This window comes from Photorhabdus hindustanensis, assembly GCF_002968995.1.
Classification (GTDB): Bacteria; Pseudomonadota; Gammaproteobacteria; order Enterobacterales; family Enterobacteriaceae; genus Photorhabdus; species Photorhabdus akhurstii.
In genome coordinates, this window is the sequence record NZ_PUWT01000001.1 from 46,698 (window position 1) to 64,352 (window position 17,655).

The window sequence follows — 17,655 nt, forward strand, 5'->3', positions numbered from 1 at the left end:
CTTTATTCCTCAACTCCGGCATGAGCAGTTTCGCTCATATTCATGTTATGACCTGTCGTTGCACCGTGGCTGCCATGCATATTCATGTTGCCCATAAATTTGGCAATAATGTCTTGATACAGGTTAGGCTTAACGCTTGAGAAGTATTCAACCGGATGGTTCTGGCTTTGTTTAGCTAACTCGTTAAATGCCTGCATGGTATCCAAGGTTTTGGGAGAGGCTTTCACTTTTTGAACCCATTGTTCAAAACCTTCACGATCTGCGGTAGCGGTAGCAGTAAATTTCATGCCGGAGAAGCCGTGGCCACTGTAGCTACTGGACAAACCTTTATAAGTGCCAGGTTCATCGGCAATTAAGTGAAGTTTAGTCTGCATGCCAGCCATTGCATAGATTTGACCACCTAACTGTGGGATGAAGAATGAGTTCATCACAGAATCAGAGGTGATTTTGAAGTTAATAGGAACTCCAGTAGGGAAAGCAATTTCGTTAACTGTAGCGATACCTTGCTCCGGGTAAACGAATAGCCACTTCCAATCAAGGGAGATAACTTCAATAGTCACTGGTTTTTCATCACTGACCAGTGGTTTATATGGATCAAGCTCGTGGGTTGTCTTCCAGGTAATGGTTGCTAAAATAATAATGATAATGATAGGAACGGTCCATACTACCAGCTCAATTTTATTTGAGTGTGCCCAGTTAGGGTGATAGGTAGCACTTTTGTTGGCTTCGCGGTAACGCAGGGCAAAAGTGAATGCCATGATGATCACCGGAATAACGATGATTAGCATCAGGCCAATAGCCGTAAGTATCAGCGTTTTTTGTTCAGCGCCGATAGCGCCTTTAGGATTCATCAATACCATATCGCAGCCACTCAGCATAAGAGTAGCCGCTAGTATTGACAATATCCCAATACTTTTATTGTATTTCATAAGTCTCATCTAACGACCCCAAATAACAAAAGCTCTATTGTCGTTTCATCAGTGCGGGCATTCTACGGTAAGGCTACTGGAGTGTAAACATTTGTAATAGTTAGTTGAGGGGTTGTTAACCCTTTATGTTACTGGGATCACATGCAACTGTAAGATTAATCAGAAGTTAGCTTGAAAAGGTTATTTAATTGTAACGAAATAGTGCGGAAATATGAATTTGTACTGAATCATTTTATATTTTTTAGGTGAAAGGAAAAAAATAAAAAAAATTTGCTTTAAAAATTTCCACCGTAGTCATTTTATTTAGGAATTAAATTAATTGTGAGCCACTTTTGGCAGCTCACAATTAAAATCAATAATTAGAAATTATATTTAATGGAGTAGACAATCGCATCCTGCCAGAAGTCTTCACCTAATTTATGATCGGCATATCGATATTGAATGCCGGTTGTGAAGGATTGATGAGGTGTCCACCATAACGCGATTGCGCCATTGGTACCGTTCCGACCACCGTTGCCGTAGCGTTCATTCCGGTTAAGTTCTATTTCATTCCAGTTAGTTATGCTGAATTTTTCTTCCCAGAGCTGAAAATCGTAACCCGCAACCCAGCCAACAACATAGCCGTTATTACCGGAGTAGAAAGTTTGGTCAACATAGTGCAGCGCAACAAACGGTTTGAACCAGACACCGGCGAAATCAGTGTTGTAGCCAATACCATAAAGGGTATTTACCTCATGAAAGTTCCCGCCGTGCGCTGTACCTGGGAGAGAGTAAGTACCGTAAACATGACCATAGAGATTGAAACCAGTATCAGCCAGATAAAAGCGACCGGTTGTTTTAAAAGTGTATCTTTGGTTATCCCCTGGTTCAGCATGCTGACTGTTGAAAGCATTTTCCAGATCAAAGAACCCGTATAATTCACCCCAGTCAAAGCCGGCTCCGCCTTCCAGTTCCAAATAGGCAAAGTCGTCTTTATGAGAGGTTTGCCCTGACTTGTGTGTGGTATGGCTAGTCCAGTCGAGGTAGTTCATGCTGATATTAGCAAAGCCCCCTTGATATTCAGCATAAGCGGGAACTGAGACGGTGGTGAGTAAAGCAGTAGCCAGAATGGTTGTTCTCATAAATTTCTCTAACGCATCCATGAAAAGAGGTTTTGGGTTTTAAAGCTATATTAAATAACCCTTAAAATGGTAGTCTGATTCTACGCAGATATAAATATTGAACAATCAAATAATCACTCGAAAATAGCACTTTTGGCAAATGACTATTTGAAGTGTGATCGCTATCACTTAAATATTTAAGAAAGAGGGCATGAATATCAAAGGCTGACAGTGATCAACCTTTGATAAATTAACTTAATATTTTTACCTTTTTAAATCAATTTGCACCTTACTTAATGCAAGATAATCTAGAAAGCTACCGAGAATGATGCTTGTGATACCAATTTGTACTCCCCATGATAGTAATGTTTCGGCCAGATCAGGTATATGAGTCCAGTTAAGAGCATTGGTGATGATGATAAGTAACCAAAATGTGAGCAAGATGCTTGCTAATGATAGTAAGCCAAGCGCTAGACGATAGAAATTTTTGAACTCAGTACGTGGCATAAAATCATTAGTTCGCTGGGTATAAACCAGAGTCTGGCGGCAGACAAATAACAGTAATAAGCCTGGAACAGAGGCCGCTATAGAGAATAGATAGAAGTTTGGCCAGCCATGTAATTCAACGAACCAACCCGCAATTGGGCCGACATAGACTCGTCCAACAGCAGATAAAGCAGATAATAAAGCAAATTGTGTTGCAGAGAATGATTTATGACATAACGCCATAATTAGGGCAACAAATGCAGCGGTCCCCATTCCGCCACAGATATTTTCCAGAAAAACGGCGCTACCCATAGTGTAGATATTTTTGTCAGTAATAGATAACAGCCAGTATCCGATATTGGAAATCGCTTGAAGGATGCCAAAGATCATGAGTGAGCGGAATAAACTCCATCGTTGCATTAAATAACCACCATATAATGCACCAATGATAGTTGCTATTAATCCTAGCGTTTTGTTGATCATTCCGACTTCACCAGCATCAAAGCCAATACCACGGATCAGAAATGGGGTACTTAGGCTGGCGGCAAAGGCATCTCCCATTTTATACATGACAATTAACAGTAGTATCAGCCATGCATTATTGCGATTAAAAAAATCGGCTAATGGTTCTATTGCGGCTTGCTGGAGTGTTTTTGGTGGCGGAGCGTCAATGTCAGGTTCTTTAGCTTTTAACGTCGTATAGATGCCAATTAACATCAATCCAGCCATCAACCAGTAGGTGTGTTGCCAGCCAATATAGCGGTCTGCGATCCATAGCGCTAACCCGCCTGAAACCAACATGGCTAACCGATAACCAAGTACTGAAACGGCAGCGCCTACACCCCGCTCTTCGCTACTCAATAAATCGGCTTTATAAGCATCAAAGACGATATCCTGTGATGCGGAGCAGAAAGTAACAGTTACCGCTAGTATGGCCAGCCACCATAAATGTTGAGATGGTTGGAGAAAACCCATTGCAGCGATACTGGCTATGAGTAATAACTGTGTAACAAGTAGCCAACCACGGCGCCGTCCAAGAAAAGGGAGGGTAAATCGGTCCATAAAAGGGGACCAAAGAAATTTGAAAACATATGCTTGGCCGACAAGAGAAAAGAAGCCAATTGTTTTAAGATCAATGTCTTCAACAGTCATCCATGCTTGCAGGGTGCTGGCACTCAATGCGAGCGGTAAACCAGAAACAAAGCCGAGTAAAAGCAGGATTCGTGAGTTATGTTGGGTAAAAACGGTGAGATAACGATAAGACATGTGCCTCCCAAAACCCTGCCCTTGGCGGGCAGAGTAAATAATTAGTCCTTTAATAAACAATTAGTCTTTTAATTAGCGAGCATTTTGTTTGATGAAATTACTGACGGAAAGATCTTGCGCCATATCTGCTATGACTTCTGATAAGACAGTATTGACCGCATCAGCAATTTTCTCATTAGTTGCGCCTAAAGGGCCTTGTACATTGTAACTGGTGCGGTAATTTTTAACTTGTTTACTGCCATTTTGCGCTGTACTAATGATGGAAATATCAGCTTTTGTTGAAATATTATGGCGCAGGCTACCTTCTTTAACGTCTGCATATAGATTGTTCATAATAATTTGCAGATTGGCATTGGCTGGTGAGCCAATCATATAACCACGGGCGGTCATCTGTTTTTCCAGGATTTCCTGGAGTAGAAAGCGCAGATCACGGGAGGGTTTCAGTATTTCCAGCTTTGCATTGCGGTTAACTTGAGCAAGTGTCTGAGACTGACGATTGTCGGCACCGCTGATACTGATGGTAATCGCGCCCATTGTTGGATCTGCTGTTGGCAATGTAATTTTAGGTTCAATGGTCAAGGTATTGCTGGGAGCAGCACAACCAGCAAGAAGAAAAAGCGCAATGAGTGGGAATAAGATTCTTTTCAACATGTTAATTTTCTCATCGGTGATAAGGATATCCAGTCATACTTATCAATAGCATAAATTGCGTCAATAATAGCACTGCCTTTTGATCATGGCATATCCCTGATGGGGTAAACGCATATAAAAACCTTATGATGTGGGATTCGATTAAAAGATATTTTAATGCGTTGGTGCTATAACTCATGGAGAATAGACTAAAATTATTAGTATGGTTGGCAGTACGACTGCTGTGTGGTTAAGGAGAATGATATGGTGTATCAGGATATAGAAGAGAAATTACAGGCTGCATTTAATCCCTCATATCTTGAGGTCATTGATGAAAGTTATCGTCACAATGTACCCGTAGGTTCTGAAAGCCATTTTAAGGTCGTAATCATCAGTAATAAATTTGCTGGTGAACGTATGCTGAACCGCCATCGTTCTGTTTACAGCGTATTATCGGCAGAATTGTCCGCAGGTGTTCATGCTTTGGCGTTGCATACCTATACAGAAAAAGAGTGGAATGAATTACAGGATACTGTTTTAGCGTCACCAGCATGTCGCGGGGGTAATATTGTTGCCTGAAATCCGCTGATTGATACTTAGTTTTGGACATTTTCTTACACAATAAAATAAATTTAGCGAACGGTCTTCGGGCCGTTTTTATGTTTTATATATGCATCCGTTTTGGATGTAAATTTAGCCGCTGAATAATCGTTATCCTGTGAAGTTGATGAATAGTTCGGCCTTTTTTCAGCAATTCTCGACTCACACCGTCTGCATCGCTATAATGTCGCGTCTAATTTTTAGAATGGTTTCGGGACGCTTCTGACATCAGGGATTCTCGGTTTTTAAATGCGACCGCCCCGGTTCTTAGAGAGTGTTGCGATTGGTACATACAAATATGTGCTGGTTGTATGGTCTCTGGAGTTGACCGAGCACTATGATTTTTTTGAGGTAAAAAGATGCAAGTTTCTGTTGAAACCACTCAAGGCCTTGGGCGTCGTGTGACAATCACCGTTCCTGCTGCCGATGTTGAGAAAGCAGTTAGTAGTGAGTTGGTCAATGTAGCAAAAAAAGTTCGTATCGATGGTTTCCGTAAAGGCAAAGTGCCTATGAACATTGTTAAACAACGTTACGGTGCTTCTGTCATTCAGGACGTTCTGAGTGATCTGATGCAACGTAACTTTATTAATGCAATCATCGAGCAAAAAATTAATCCAGCAGGTGCGCCAAGTTATGCACCAGAACAATTCAAAAATGGTGAAGATTTCACTTACTCTGTAGAGTTTGAAGTTTATCCAGAAGTTGAATTGAAAGATCTGGAAGCCATTGAAGTTGAAAAACCTGTTGTTGAAGTAAAAGACGAAGATGTTGATGCGATGCTGGAAACATTGCGTAAGCAGCAGGCTAATTGGAAAGAAACCGAAGAAGCTGTTGGCGCAGAAGATCGTGTTACTGTTGACTTCAATGGCTCTGTTGATGGTGAAGAGTTTGAAGGTGGTAAGGCATCTGATTTTGTTCTGGCTATGGGGCAGGGCCGCATGATCCCAGGTTTTGAAGAGGGCATTGTTGGTCATAAAGCTGGGGAAGAATTTACCATTGATGTCAATTTCCCAGAAGATTATCATGCTGAAAATCTGAAAGGTAAAGCTGCTAAGTTTGCGATCACATTGAAAAAAGTGGAACAGCGTGAACTGCCGGAGTTGAATGAAGAATTCATCAAACGTTTCGGTATTGCTGATGGCACCGTTGATGGTCTGCGTGCAGAAGTACGTAAAAATATGGAACGTGAACTGAAAAATGCGGTCCGTAACCGTATTAAATCTCAGGTTATCGATGGTTTGGTTAAGGCTAACGAAATCGATGTTCCGGCCGCTGTTGTTGATAGCGAAATTGATGTTCTGCGTCGTCAATCGGCTCAGCGTTTTGGCGGCAATGAAAAACAAGCTCTGGAACTGCCTCGTGAACTGTTTGAAGAACAAGCTAAACGTCGCGTTGTGGTTGGCCTGCTGTTAGGTGAAGTTATCAGCAGTAATGAACTGAAAGCTGATGAAGAGCGTGTTAAAGCATTAATCGAGGAAATGGCTTCTGCCTATGAAGATCCTCAAGAAGTGATCGAATTCTATGGTAAAAACCAAGAATTGATGAACAATGTTCGTAATATTGCTTTGGAAGAACAAGCTGTTGAAGTTCTTCTGGGTAAAGCAAAAGTTTCTGAAAAAGAAACCACTTTCAATGAGTTAATGAATCAGAATCAAATGGCATAAGTTTTAATTTTGTCATGAGATAATGAATTAGTTGTCTTAGTGAAATGAACCCGCAGATAAATCTGCGGGTTTTTTTATAAGTAAGAGGCAAGATTTTTCTTGAAAAAAGTGGGTTTAACCCCAGATCCTTTTTAATATTATGTATATGATTGCAAAATTTTTCAGGGGTAATTCCCCCTTGATTGGTTAACTTTGAATCATGGTCATCATCGCTTATCTCAAGTAGAATTGGTTATGAATGGCACCAACATGAATTCTATTAGGAGACGAAAATGTCATATAGCGACAAGCGGGATCAATATGCGCCTCACATGGCTCTGGTGCCGATGGTAGTTGAACAGACTGCGCGTGGGGAACGTTCGTACGATATCTATTCGCGCTTATTAAAAGAACGTATTATTTTTCTGACCGGTCAGGTTGAAGATCATATGGCAAACTTGGTTGTAGCTCAGATGCTGTTTCTTGAGGCGGAGAATCCGGAAAAAGATATTTTCTTATATATCAACTCGCCAGGTGGTGTGATTACTGCGGGAATGTCCATCTATGATACGATGCAGTTTATTAAACCGGATGTCAGTACTATTTGTATGGGGCAGGCATGTTCAATGGGAGCATTCTTGTTGACTGCTGGGGCAAAGGGAAAACGTATCTGTTTGCCAAATTCCCGGGTTATGATCCATCAGCCATTAGGCGGTTTCCAGGGACAAGCTACAGATATTGAAATTCACGCTCAGGAAATATTGAAAGTAAAATCGCGTATGAATGAGTTAATGGCAAAACATACGGGAAGACCTATTGAAGAGATCGCGAAAGATACAGAACGTGATCGTTTCTTGTCGGCAGATGAAGCCGTAGAGTATGGATTGGTTGATAAGATTTTCACCCATCGCGATTAATTTATTATTCCCGGAAGCTATAATATAAACATTCGGCTTACCATTTGGTAAAGCTATGACGTTTGGGGTAATAGCAGAAGTTTCCTGCTTTGCCAGATAAATCTGGGGGAGCAGTTGATAAAGTGAGGTTGTGACTGATGACAGATAAGCGCAAAGACGGTTCAGGAAAGCTGCTGTATTGCTCTTTCTGCGGGAAAAGCCAACATGAAGTGCGAAAATTGATTGCTGGCCCGTCAGTATATATTTGCGATGAGTGTGTGGATTTATGTAACGACATTATTCGCGAAGAAATTAAAGAGCTTGTACCACATCGTGAGCGTAGTGCATTACCAACGCCTCATGAAATCCGTCAGCATTTGGATGATTATGTTATCGGCCAGGAAACGGCGAAAAAAGTGTTGGCGGTTGCTGTTTATAACCATTACAAACGGTTACGTAATGGCGATATCAGTAACGGTGTTGAATTAGGTAAAAGTAATATTCTGCTTATCGGGCCGACAGGGAGTGGTAAAACGCTATTGGCTGAAACATTGGCTCGTTATCTTGACGTTCCTTTTACCATGGCCGATGCGACTACGCTGACCGAAGCGGGATATGTGGGAGAAGACGTAGAAAACATTATTCAGAAATTACTGCAAAAATGTGACTACGATGTACAAAAAGCTCAACGCGGTATTGTTTACATTGATGAAATTGACAAAATTTCACGTAAATCTGATAACCCGTCAATTACTCGGGATGTTTCAGGTGAAGGTGTACAGCAAGCGTTGCTGAAACTGATTGAAGGTACAATTGCGGCAGTTCCTCCTCAGGGGGGGCGTAAACATCCACAACAGGAGTTTTTACAGGTAGATACCTCCAAAATCCTATTTATTTGTGGTGGTGCGTTTGCAGGTCTGGATAAAGTCATTGGCCAGCGTTTAAATACCAGTACGGGTATTGGATTTGGTGCGAAAGTCAAAGGTGAGTCAGAAAAAGCGACTGAAGGCGAATTGCTTGCACAGGCTGAGCCGGAAGATCTCATTAAGTTTGGGCTTATCCCTGAATTTATTGGGCGGTTACCAGTTGTTGCCACGCTCAGTGAATTGAGTGAGGAAGCGTTGATTCAGATTTTGAAAGAGCCTAAAAATGCGTTGACCAAGCAGTATCAAGCATTGTTTAACCTTGAAGGCGTTGATCTGGAATTCAGAAGTGAAGCCCTGACTGCTATTGCTAAGAGAGCAATGGTTCGTAAGACGGGGGCCCGCGGCCTACGCTCTATTGTTGAAGGCGCATTGTTGGACACTATGTATGATCTACCATCAATGGAAAACGTTGGAAAAGTTGTTGTAGATGAATCTGTTATCAATGGTCAATCTGCACCTTTGCTGATTTACAGCAAACCGGATGCTCAGGTTTCTGGTGAATAATTGAATCTAGGACAGGGAATTCACTAAACGAGATATTATTGAATAAAATGAGGGGATTACCCTCATTTTGTTTTTATTAAAGTGCCATACCATTGAATGTCAAATTCCTGTCCCCATATATTTTATATTCTATGGAGTGAAACTCGTGAGAACCGTGTTTCACGAGATTCCTAAAAACTGGCGAAAGCTAAACGAAGAGAGAGCTCTATGAATCTTGAGCGTTCCGAACGCATAGAAATCCCTGTATTGCCTCTGCGCGATGTGGTGGTTTACCCGCATATGGTGATCCCATTGTTTGTAGGGCGTGAGAAGTCTATTCACTGCCTGGAAGCAGCAATGGATCATGACAAACAGATCATGTTGGTTGCGCAAAAAGAAGCTTCAACTGATGAGCCAGGGGTTAATGACCTTTTCTCCGTTGGTACCGTAGCTTCTATTTTACAGATGTTAAAACTGCCTGACGGCACGGTAAAAGTGCTTGTCGAAGGGTTGAAACGTGCCCGCATTACGACTCTGGCTGATAATGGCGAACATTTTTCTGCTCATGCTGAGTATCTTGACTCGCCGCTCGTTGATGAGCGTGAGCAAGAAGTTATGATCAGGACTGCTATTAATCAGTTTGAAGGCTACATTAAATTAAATAAGAAAATTCCGCCAGAGGTTCTGACCTCGTTACACAGTGTCGAAGATGCCGCTAAATTAGCTGATACAATTGCTGCGCATATGCCATTGAAGCTTAGTGATAAACAGACTGTTTTGGAAATGTCTGATGTCGTTGAGCGTCTTGAATATCTGATGGCAATGATGGAGTCAGAAATTGATTTGTTACAGGTAGAAAAACGCATTCGTAACCGCGTGAAGAAACAAATGGAAAAAAGCCAGCGCGAGTACTACTTGAATGAACAGATGAAAGCGATTCAGAAAGAATTGGGTGAAATGGATGACGCGCCTGATGAGTATGAAACCCTAAAGCGTAAAATTGAAGCAGCAAAAATGCCCAAAGAGGCTCGTGAAAAAGCCGAAGCTGAATTGCAAAAACTGAAGATGATGTCTCCTATGTCGGCGGAAGCGACGGTTGTCCGTAGTTACATCGATTGGATGGTGCAGGTTCCGTGGGTTGCTCGAAGTAAAGTCAAAAAAGATTTGGTTAAAGCTCAGGAAACTTTGGATACCGACCATTATGGTTTGGAGCGTGTGAAAGAGCGTATTCTTGAGTACCTGGCAGTACAAAGCCGAATTAGTAAAATTAAAGGGCCGATTTTATGTTTGGTTGGGCCTCCTGGGGTAGGTAAAACCTCTTTAGGTCAGTCCATTGCGCGAGCGACCGGGCGGAAATATGTGCGTATGGCGTTGGGTGGGGTTCGTGATGAGGCTGAAATCCGTGGTCATCGTCGAACCTATATTGGCTCTATGCCGGGCAAATTGATCCAAAAAATGTCCAAAGTTGGAGTGAAGAACCCTCTGTTTCTGCTGGATGAGATTGATAAGATGTCATCCGATATGCGTGGTGATCCAGCTTCTGCCTTGCTGGAAGTTTTGGACCCGGAACAGAACGTGGCATTTAACGACCATTATCTGGAGGTCGATTATGATCTGTCAGATGTCATGTTTGTTGCAACATCCAACTCTATGAATATTCCGGCACCATTGTTGGATCGTATGGAGATTATTCGTCTTTCCGGTTATACCGAAGATGAAAAATTGAATATTGCCAAACGTCATTTGCTGCCTAAGCAGATTGAACGTAATGCCCTGAAAAAAAGCGAATTAACTGTTGATGACAGTGCTATTATTGGGATTATCCGTTATTACACTCGTGAAGCAGGAGTGCGTAGTTTAGAGCGAGAAATTTCTAAGCTGTGCCGTAAGACGGTAAAAGCATTGTTAATGGATAAAAATTTAAAACATATTGAAATCAATTCAGATAACTTAAAAGAGTATCTGGGTGTTCAACGTGTGGATTATGGCCGTGCAGATACGGAAAACCGTATTGGTCAGGTCACAGGGCTTGCATGGACTGAAGTTGGTGGTGATTTACTAACCATTGAAACTGCGTGTGTTCCAGGGAAAGGTAAACTAACCTATACTGGCTCACTCGGTGAGGTTATGCAGGAATCCATTCAAGCAGCATTAACTGTTGTTCGTGCTCGTGCTGATAAGTTGGGTATCAACGCTGATTTTTATGAGAAACGGGATATTCACGTCCACGTTCCGGAAGGTGCGACGCCGAAAGATGGCCCAAGTGCGGGTATCGCCATGTGTACAGCATTGGTCTCCTGTCTGACCGGTAATCCAGTTCGAGCTGATGTTGCTATGACCGGTGAAATCACATTGCGTGGTTTAGTTCTGCCAATCGGTGGCTTGAAAGAGAAGCTACTGGCTGCTCATCGAGGCGGAATTAAAACAGTCTTAATTCCGGAAGAGAATAAACGTGATCTGGAAGAAATTCCCCAAAATATTATTGCAGATCTACAGATCCATCCAGTAAAACGTATTGAAGATGTTTTGGCTATTACATTGCAGGATCCTGTGTTTGGCGCAGAATTAGTGTCAGTTCAATAGTGCAAAAATAGTGAACTATCTTTAATTATGGATGAAATATAGGCTGGTAAGCGAATTCAGGCTTGCCAGCCTTTTTATATTGCTAACTTGGATGAACTGTCTAATAAATATTTTGTTGTCTTATGATTTCTTGCCAATATCGGAAAGGATTGATATAACGGCACTGCTATCGGGTTATCCGTTAGGATTCTGATGCGATAGTAAAAACTATATGGGGATGATAAGAGTGAATAAATCACAACTGATCGACAAGATTGCTGCTGACTCTAATATTTCTAAAGCAGCCGCAGGGCGTGTAGTAGATGCATTTATTTCTTCTGTAACGGGTGCATTGAAGGATGGCGATGATGTTGCTCTGGTGGGATTCGGTACTTTTGCTGTTCGTGAACGTTCTGCACGTACAGGCCGTAACCCTCAAACAGGAAAAGAGCTCAAAATTGCTGCGGCTAAAGTACCTGCTTTCCGTCCAGGTAAAGGTTTGAAAGACGCTGTTAATGGGTGACATGAACCAAATATTGTTTATCAGTCCTTGTTATATTGGCAAACATAGACTGACGAGACAGGTTTGGTAAGTTAAAATAGAAGCGCATCAATTGATTGGTGCGCTTTTTTTCTCTTAGCGCTTGAATTAGCGTAATATGGCGTTTTCAATTTCACCAAAGCGGAGTTTTGCCTCTTTATGATGGACAACCTACGCACGGCGGCAAACAGTCCTGTGCTTAAAATCGTGCTGGCTCTCATTATCCTGTCTTTTGTTTTGACGGGGGTTGGCGGCTACCTGACAAGTGGAGCTGGTAGTTATGCTGCCGAAGTGAATGGCCAGGCTATCAGTCGTGCTCAATTGGAGGGTGCGTTTCAGCAAGAGAGAAACGCATTGCAAGAGCAATTGGGGGATAAATTCTCAGTGTTGGCAAGTGACGAACAAAGCATGAAGCAGATTCGTAATCAGGCTTTGGAGCGTCTAATTAATAATGTACTGATTGAGCAATATTCCCGTGCATTGGGTTTATCTGCCAGCGATGAGCAAGTTAAGGATTCTATCCGAAATATCTCTTACTTTCAGACAAATGGTAAATTTGATAACAACAAATATCTGGAGTTGCTCGATCGTTCCAATATGAGTCCAGATATTTTTGCTGAACAAACACGCCAGAATTTAGTTAATCAACAATTAATTATGGCTTTTTCTGGTAGTGAAATAGCATTGCCTAGTGAGGTAAAACTCAGCGCTGAATTACTTCTGCAACAGAGAACTGCCCGTATGGCTACACTGGAGCTGAAGAAAATTCAGGCGCAGCAGGAAGTAACAGATAAAGATTTGCAAGATTACTATAACCTGAATAAAAGCAGCTTTATTGCTCCAGAAGAAGTGAAAGTTAGCTATATCAAGATGGATGCTGTAGATGAAATGAATAAAGTTTCAGCTACATCTGCTGATGTTGATGCTTACTACGAACATAATCTGAAACGTTATACCCAACCAGAGCAGAAAAAATACAGTCTGATTCAGCTTGCAACTGAAGCTGAAGCCAAAACAGTGCTTGATGAGTTAAATAAAGGTGCTGATTTTGGTAAATTAGCGACTAAAAAATCTATTGATAAGTTTTCAGCGAAAAATAGTGGTGAGATCGGTTGGATGGAAGAGGATGCTCTTCCTGAAGAGTTGAAACAAGCTAATTTGAAAGAGAAAGGCCAAATTTCTTCTGTGCTTAAGGTTTCTAATGGCTTCGCTATTTTCCATTTGGATGATGTTAAGCCTCAAGTAATTAAGCCCTTATCTGAAGTTCGCTCTGAAATTGAGAAAACGGTTAAGCAGGAAAAAGCAGTAGATGCTTTCTATGCTCTGCAACAGAAGGTTAGTGATGCTGCTACTAGCGATAATGAATCTCTAGCTGCGGCTGAGGAAGTTTCAGGTATTAAGATTGTGACGACTGATTGGTTTGATCGCAATAGTGTGCCGACAGAGATTAATTTTGGGGCCGTCATTCATGCCATTTTTGAAGGTAATCTTGTTGATGGGCAGGGGCCAACAGGGACTAACTCTGATGTTATCTCCGTTGAAGGTGATCGTGCATTTGTTCTCCGTGTAGATAATTATAAGCCAGAAACAGTACAGCCCTTCGAGAAAGTTAAAGAGCAAGTTACTGAATTGGTTAAACGTCAGAAAGCTGAAAAACAACTTCAAGTCGAAAGTGAGAAATTACTGGCTGCCTTAAAAGAAGGTAAAGGTGAGCAAGCCTTGAAAGATGCAGGTATTCAATTTGGTGAATCTCAGGTTATTCAGCGTACATCTCAGGATAATGTGTTAGTTGGTGCAGTATTTGCTTTACCACGGCCGAAAGGAGGTAAGGCAGAATATGGTTTGACGAAAAATAGTTTGGATGATGTTGTGTTGATCCGACTAGATAAAGTTACTCCAGGTGTTGTATCCGAAGAACAAATTAAAAGCATGATTGATAGCTATCAGAGTGAAATGGGTAACGCTATGCTGGAATCTTTACTGGTTAGCTTGCGTGAAAAAGCTAAAATTAAGTTAGGTCATATCGAATAAAAATTTGCGGAGAGTATCGCAAATATCTTTGTAATTATCTTGTCAATAAAGGCCGCTTTCGCGGCCTTTCGCATATCTGATCTTTGTCCATTGTACTCAAATTTATCTGTGGCAATCTTTTTTCCGCTCATAAAACATGGAGGAATTAATATGAAAAAATCGGGAATTTTATCTGTTTTGCTCGCTGGATTGCTTTATGCGTGTGGAGGGCAATTTGCGATTGCCACTGAACAAGTAAAAGATAAAGTAGCTAAAACAGCCAATACTACCAGTAATTCTTCATCAGAAAAGCAATTACAGCAGCAGGATGCTTTGAAAGTAGAAGAAAAGGGAAAGGTGAATATTAATACTGCAAGTGCGGAAGAGTTAGCAAAAGCACTAAATGGTATTGGGGTAAAAAAGGCACAAGGAATCGTTGAATATCGAGAAAAACATGGTGCGTTTACTACGGTGGAGCAGTTACAGGAGGTTCAGGGAATAGGACCAGTTTTTATTGAACGAAATAGAAGTAAGTTGAGTTACTAGTATATTATCTATCATCCTCATTCATGATTTTTTTTATGAATGGGGATGTTGTGATCAAGGTTGCAAATAAATCACTTTAATTAGTGTGAATTTTTTGTTTTGCTATTGTGAAATCAACCTGGTCAGATGAGTGACTTTAACATAAAGGCAATATTATGAGTTCAATTATAAAAGTTCATGGTTATCATATAGATTTGTTTCAGCATGTGAACAATGCTCGCTATCTGGAATTTTTGGAAAGTGCTCGGTGGGAATGGTTGCATAAGCATTCTGTAGTGGAATGGATACAGAAAAACAATGTTGGATTTGCAGTGGTCAACATTAATATTAATTATCGCAGTTCAGCAGTTCTTGGTGATGAATTGGAGGTGGATTGCCGATTGACGGAGCTGAGAAACAGAAGTGGTGTATTTTCTCAGGAAATCATACGCAGAAGGAACAATCAACTCATCGCAGATGCTAAGACTACATTTGTTTGGATTGATAGAAAAACGCAAAGAGCATTATCTATTGAAGGTGAATTACGTGAAATAATGGGAGCTTTGGTGAAAACAGGGCAATGAGAGGGGACGGCTCTCATTGCCATTTGGATTAAATTAAATGTGTTTTTGCTTTCATTTCAGCCATTATTTTCTCCGGAGCATTCAAATATTGTTCTAATCCGTTAGCTCTGAGATGACAAGCGGCACATGTACCACATCCATTACCTTGAATGCCGTTGTAGCAAGTTAATGTCTGACTACGAACAAAGTCTAAATGCTGGTAGTAGTCGGACAATGCCCAAGTTTCAGCTTTGTTGAGCCACATCAATGGAGTTTCAAAACGGATATCACGGGCAATGCCAAGGTTTACAGCTTTATTCATTGTTTTGATAAATTCATCACGGCTATCAGGGTAACCGGAGAAATCAGTTTCACATACGCCAGTAATAACTGCTTCTGCTTCAACTTGGTAAGCATATATAGCAGCCAGTGTCAGGAACAAGATATTGCGGCCAGGGACAAATGTACTGGGTATAGCACTTTTTTTGCTTTCACTGTAATCGGGAATAGGGATGTTATCGCGAGTCAGACTGCTGAGAGCCAGTTCACTAAGTAATGTGACATCCAGTACTTTATGAGCAACAACACCAAGAGAATGGATGATATTACGTGCAACATCAATTTCGGCGCGATGGCGCTGACCATAATCAAAAGTGACACAATGTACTTCGTCATATTGATTAATTGCTTGAATTAGGCAGGTCGTGGAATCTTGTCCACCACTGAATACAACAACAGCTCGTCTCATTGTAACATCCTCATTAGAATAAAATGGTTATGTTACTTATAACTACGGAAATTGGATAGTTGTTTGAGATAAGATGAGATATCGCCGATGTTATTTTTTACCCAATCTGGATTGTAATAGGTATCGAGATAACGTTCACCACTGTCGCACAGTAAAGTTACTATTGCGCCTTGTTCTCCACGCTCATGCATTTGGTTAGCAAGCAGGAGAGCTCCCCAGACATTAGTTCCCGTAGATGCGCCAACTTTTCTGCCTAGTAATTTTTCCAGCCAGTAAATTGTTGCAATGCTGGCGCAATCAGGTATTTGGATCATGTCATCAATAACCGAGGGAATAAAAGAAGGCTCTACTCTAGGGCGGCCAATACCCTCAATCTTACTGCTATAATTGCCACGAATATCACAGCAATTTTGACGGTAATAATCATAAAATATAGAGTTTTCTGGATCGACAACGATCAGTTTAGTGTTATGCCCTTGGTAACGGATATAGCGTCCTAACGTTGCAGAAGTTCCCCCAGTACCAGCGCTCATAACGATATAATCTGGTTCAGGAAATGGTTCCATTTGCATCTGGCGAAAAATACTTTCAGCAATATTATTGTTGCCTCGCCAGTCTGTTGCTCGTTCGGCGTAAGTAAATTGATCCATATAATGACCATTTAGTTCTTTCGCCAGTCGTTCTGACTCGTCATAAATTTGTGCTGAATGGTTAACAAAATGGCACTTACCACCATAAAATTCAATTTCCTGAATCTTACGTTTAGCGGTATATGAGGGCATAACAGCAATAAAAGGTAACCCAAGCAGGCGGGCAAAATAGGCTTCGGATACAGCGGTACTACCCGATGAGGATTCAATAACCGGGGTACCTTCCTTTATCCAGCCGTTACTAAGTGCGTAAAGGAATAAAGAACGGGCAAGCCTGTGTTTCAGACTACCGGTTGGATGGGTGCTTTCATCTTTTAGATATAAGTGGATACCTGGAAAAACTGGCAAATTAAGGCGGATAAGATGAGTGTCAGAACTGCGTTGATGGTCTGCTTGAATCTCTCTGATTGCCTTGGTGGTCCAACTGTGTGACATTAATTATTAACTCTGTAATTTAAAAATAATTGGCGGCGGGTAGATTAACTTGATACTGGGAGAAAGAGATTGTTATTTTTCTTAATGTGTGGTTTCTTTATGGAAAAATTTTCTATGAGAGGTAGTTATGTTGGATAAAACAGACCGCAAATTGCTAAAGTTACTACAGAAAGATTGCAGTCTGTCTCTGAATGCATTGGCGGAAGCTGTTAATCTTACCTCTACTCCTTGTTGGAAGCGGCTAAAACGACTTGAAGATGAAGGTTATATTATCGGTAAGGTTGCTTTGCTTGATAGTGAAAAGTTAGGACTAGGGCTGACAGTAATTGTGATGATCAGAACTCAGCAGCATAATAGTGCTTGGTATGAGCAATTTGTCGCATTTATAAAACAAATGCCAGAAGTCTTGGCTTTTTATCGTATGGCTGGTGAGTGTGATTATCTGATGCATGTTGAAGTTGTAGATATGAAAAGTTATGATCTTTTTTACAAGCGTATGGTGAACGGTATCCCGGGGTTGATTGATGTTACATCCAACTTTGCAATGGAAAAAATCAAGTATACTACGGTATTGCCAATACCAGATTAGTCCACTATTATTCAGAGAATTAATTCAATTATTTTGAGTTTGATTCGATGTTCTTATTATTTATTTAAATTTA

16 protein-coding genes are annotated in these 17,655 nt (G+C 41.1%); 10 read left to right on the plus strand and 6 right to left on the minus strand.

Going from position 1 to position 17,655, the window contains the following annotated elements:
- Window positions 1-2 precede the first annotated feature (2 nt).
- The 4 genes from cyoA to C6H66_RS00235 all read right to left on the minus strand — a co-directional run bounded on the left by cyoA (window position 3) and on the right by C6H66_RS00235 (window position 4,432).
- On the minus strand, window positions 3-938 hold the full coding sequence (gene cyoA, locus C6H66_RS00220; protein WP_105394485.1) for a cytochrome o ubiquinol oxidase subunit II: 936 nt from the start codon (window positions 936-938) through the stop codon (window positions 3-5).
- Between the two features lie 350 nt (window positions 939-1,288).
- Entirely contained in the window at window positions 1,289-2,050 is a 762-nt protein-coding gene (locus tag C6H66_RS00225) for a nucleoside-specific channel-forming Tsx family protein (protein WP_036775106.1), read from the minus strand.
- 243 nt (window positions 2,051-2,293) lie between these two features.
- Window positions 2,294-3,781, minus strand: a complete 1,488-nt coding sequence (gene ampG / locus C6H66_RS00230) for a muropeptide MFS transporter AmpG (protein WP_105394486.1) — start codon at window positions 3,779-3,781, stop codon at window positions 2,294-2,296.
- A gap of 72 nt (window positions 3,782-3,853) precedes the next feature.
- Window positions 3,854-4,432: a lipoprotein gene (locus C6H66_RS00235; protein ID WP_046394478.1), complete on the minus strand. Its 579-nt coding sequence runs from the start codon at window positions 4,430-4,432 to the stop codon at window positions 3,854-3,856.
- 243 nt (window positions 4,433-4,675) lie between these two features.
- On the opposite strand from C6H66_RS00235, the gene bolA reads away from it, so the two are divergent.
- From bolA to C6H66_RS00280, 9 genes are all read left to right on the plus strand, one after another.
- On the plus strand, window positions 4,676-4,990 hold the full coding sequence (gene bolA / locus C6H66_RS00240) for a transcriptional regulator BolA (RefSeq protein ID WP_036775112.1): 315 nt from the start codon (window positions 4,676-4,678) through the stop codon (window positions 4,988-4,990).
- A 380-nt stretch (window positions 4,991-5,370) separates the two neighbouring features.
- Window positions 5,371-6,675: a trigger factor gene (tig, locus tag C6H66_RS00245; protein ID WP_040150024.1), complete on the plus strand. Its 1,305-nt coding sequence runs from the start codon at window positions 5,371-5,373 to the stop codon at window positions 6,673-6,675.
- Window positions 6,676-6,947: 272 nt separating this feature from the next.
- Window positions 6,948-7,571 (plus strand): ATP-dependent Clp endopeptidase proteolytic subunit ClpP, encoded by a 624-nt coding sequence (gene clpP, locus C6H66_RS00250; RefSeq protein ID WP_036775116.1) that lies wholly within the window; start codon window positions 6,948-6,950, stop codon window positions 7,569-7,571.
- 137 nt (window positions 7,572-7,708) lie between these two features.
- The gene (gene clpX, locus C6H66_RS00255; RefSeq protein ID WP_036775117.1) at window positions 7,709-8,980 is read left to right on the plus strand and encodes an ATP-dependent protease ATP-binding subunit ClpX; all 1,272 of its coding nucleotides are present in this window, start codon (window positions 7,709-7,711) and stop codon (window positions 8,978-8,980) included.
- A 207-nt stretch (window positions 8,981-9,187) separates the two neighbouring features.
- Entirely contained in the window at window positions 9,188-11,542 is a 2,355-nt protein-coding gene (lon, locus tag C6H66_RS00260) for an endopeptidase La (RefSeq protein WP_036775120.1), read from the plus strand.
- 226 nt (window positions 11,543-11,768) lie between these two features.
- Entirely contained in the window at window positions 11,769-12,044 is a 276-nt protein-coding gene (gene hupB / locus C6H66_RS00265; RefSeq protein ID WP_011148005.1) for a nucleoid-associated protein HU-beta, read from the plus strand.
- A 177-nt stretch (window positions 12,045-12,221) separates the two neighbouring features.
- Complete coding sequence (gene ppiD / locus C6H66_RS00270; RefSeq protein ID WP_046394479.1) at window positions 12,222-14,093, plus strand: peptidylprolyl isomerase; 1,872 nt, start codon at window positions 12,222-12,224, stop codon at window positions 14,091-14,093.
- Between the two features lie 150 nt (window positions 14,094-14,243).
- Window positions 14,244-14,618 carry a ComEA family DNA-binding protein gene (locus C6H66_RS00275; protein ID WP_046394480.1) on the plus strand — a complete coding sequence of 125 codons (375 nt, stop codon included), beginning with the start codon at window positions 14,244-14,246 and terminating at the stop codon, window positions 14,616-14,618.
- Between the two features lie 155 nt (window positions 14,619-14,773).
- The gene (locus C6H66_RS00280; protein ID WP_046394481.1) at window positions 14,774-15,181 is read left to right on the plus strand and encodes an acyl-CoA thioesterase; all 408 of its coding nucleotides are present in this window, start codon (window positions 14,774-14,776) and stop codon (window positions 15,179-15,181) included.
- 28 nt (window positions 15,182-15,209) lie between these two features.
- Here C6H66_RS00280 and queC read toward each other — a convergent pair whose 3' ends face one another.
- Both queC and C6H66_RS00290 read right to left on the minus strand, forming a co-directional pair.
- On the minus strand, window positions 15,210-15,908 hold the full coding sequence (queC, locus tag C6H66_RS00285) for a 7-cyano-7-deazaguanine synthase QueC (RefSeq protein ID WP_046394482.1): 699 nt from the start codon (window positions 15,906-15,908) through the stop codon (window positions 15,210-15,212).
- Window positions 15,909-15,940: 32 nt separating this feature from the next.
- Entirely contained in the window at window positions 15,941-16,993 is a 1,053-nt protein-coding gene (locus C6H66_RS00290; protein ID WP_105394487.1) for a PLP-dependent cysteine synthase family protein, read from the minus strand.
- A 127-nt stretch (window positions 16,994-17,120) separates the two neighbouring features.
- Between C6H66_RS00290 and C6H66_RS00295 the strand changes: the two genes are divergently transcribed.
- Window positions 17,121-17,582 (plus strand): Lrp/AsnC family transcriptional regulator, encoded by a 462-nt coding sequence (locus C6H66_RS00295; protein ID WP_036775135.1) that lies wholly within the window; start codon window positions 17,121-17,123, stop codon window positions 17,580-17,582.
- Window positions 17,583-17,655 lie beyond the last annotated feature (73 nt).

What these genes read in the sequence shown, in the direction of transcription:
- ppiD (WP_046394479.1), top strand. Translation starts at nt 12,222, where the DNA reads ATGATGGACAACCTACGCACGGCGGCAAACAGTCCTGTGCTTAAAATC.
- cyoA (WP_105394485.1), bottom strand. Translation starts at nt 938, where the DNA reads ATGAGACTTATGAAATACAATAAAAGTATTGGGATATTGTCAATACTA.
- clpP (WP_036775116.1), top strand. Translation starts at nt 6,948, where the DNA reads ATGTCATATAGCGACAAGCGGGATCAATATGCGCCTCACATGGCTCTG.
- bolA (WP_036775112.1), top strand. Translation starts at nt 4,676, where the DNA reads ATGGTGTATCAGGATATAGAAGAGAAATTACAGGCTGCATTTAATCCC.
- C6H66_RS00225 (WP_036775106.1), bottom strand. Translation starts at nt 2,050, where the DNA reads ATGAGAACAACCATTCTGGCTACTGCTTTACTCACCACCGTCTCAGTT.
- C6H66_RS00235 (WP_046394478.1), bottom strand. Translation starts at nt 4,432, where the DNA reads ATGTTGAAAAGAATCTTATTCCCACTCATTGCGCTTTTTCTTCTTGCT.
- tig (WP_040150024.1), top strand. Translation starts at nt 5,371, where the DNA reads ATGCAAGTTTCTGTTGAAACCACTCAAGGCCTTGGGCGTCGTGTGACA.
- clpX (WP_036775117.1), top strand. Translation starts at nt 7,709, where the DNA reads ATGACAGATAAGCGCAAAGACGGTTCAGGAAAGCTGCTGTATTGCTCT.
- C6H66_RS00290 (WP_105394487.1), bottom strand. Translation starts at nt 16,993, where the DNA reads ATGTCACACAGTTGGACCACCAAGGCAATCAGAGAGATTCAAGCAGAC.
- C6H66_RS00280 (WP_046394481.1), top strand. Translation starts at nt 14,774, where the DNA reads ATGAGTTCAATTATAAAAGTTCATGGTTATCATATAGATTTGTTTCAG.
- ampG (WP_105394486.1), bottom strand. Translation starts at nt 3,781, where the DNA reads ATGTCTTATCGTTATCTCACCGTTTTTACCCAACATAACTCACGAATC.
- C6H66_RS00275 (WP_046394480.1), top strand. Translation starts at nt 14,244, where the DNA reads ATGAAAAAATCGGGAATTTTATCTGTTTTGCTCGCTGGATTGCTTTAT.
- C6H66_RS00295 (WP_036775135.1), top strand. Translation starts at nt 17,121, where the DNA reads ATGTTGGATAAAACAGACCGCAAATTGCTAAAGTTACTACAGAAAGAT.
- lon (WP_036775120.1), top strand. Translation starts at nt 9,188, where the DNA reads ATGAATCTTGAGCGTTCCGAACGCATAGAAATCCCTGTATTGCCTCTG.
- queC (WP_046394482.1), bottom strand. Translation starts at nt 15,908, where the DNA reads ATGAGACGAGCTGTTGTTGTATTCAGTGGTGGACAAGATTCCACGACC.